A 359-nucleotide genomic window follows, 5' to 3' on the forward strand; every position below is an offset into this window, starting at 1 on the left:
GTCGAGTCTCGTGGGCTCGGAGATGTGTATAAGAGACAGACCCTACCTCGCTCAAGCCAACGCCAAAATGCAGCAACAGGAAAGCCCCGAGTGGTGCGCGTCAGCCGGATCTGGCGGAACAAAACGCCGAAACCGTCATGCCCGGTTTTACCCATCTGCAAGTCGCCCAGCCGGTCAGCTTCGGACACCACATGCTCGCCTACGTCGAAATGCTCGGACGCGATGTAGCGCAGGCCACGTTGTGACTGTCAGCTCACGCACCTTCCGCGCGGCTGCGGCCTGCATCGTTAACGCAGGCGCAAACCGCGTGTTTGGCGATGGCGATTGGAACAGCCAAAACATTAGCGCGGAAACCATCA

General features: G+C 59.3%; 2 pseudogenes. Both read left to right on the top strand.

The window, feature by feature from the left end:
* Nucleotides 1–107: 107 nt before the first annotated feature.
* A pseudogene (locus ACRPFF_RS11635) lies at nucleotides 108–224 on the top strand (lyase family protein); the annotation flags it as partial.
* Nucleotides 225–229: 5 nt separating this feature from the next.
* Nucleotides 230–359 (top strand): annotated as a pseudogene (locus ACRPFF_RS11640) (aminotransferase); the annotation flags it as partial.

This window comes from Neisseria sp. SLRRB23 (genome assembly GCF_050896295.1).
Lineage (GTDB): Bacteria > Pseudomonadota > Gammaproteobacteria > Burkholderiales > Neisseriaceae > Neisseria.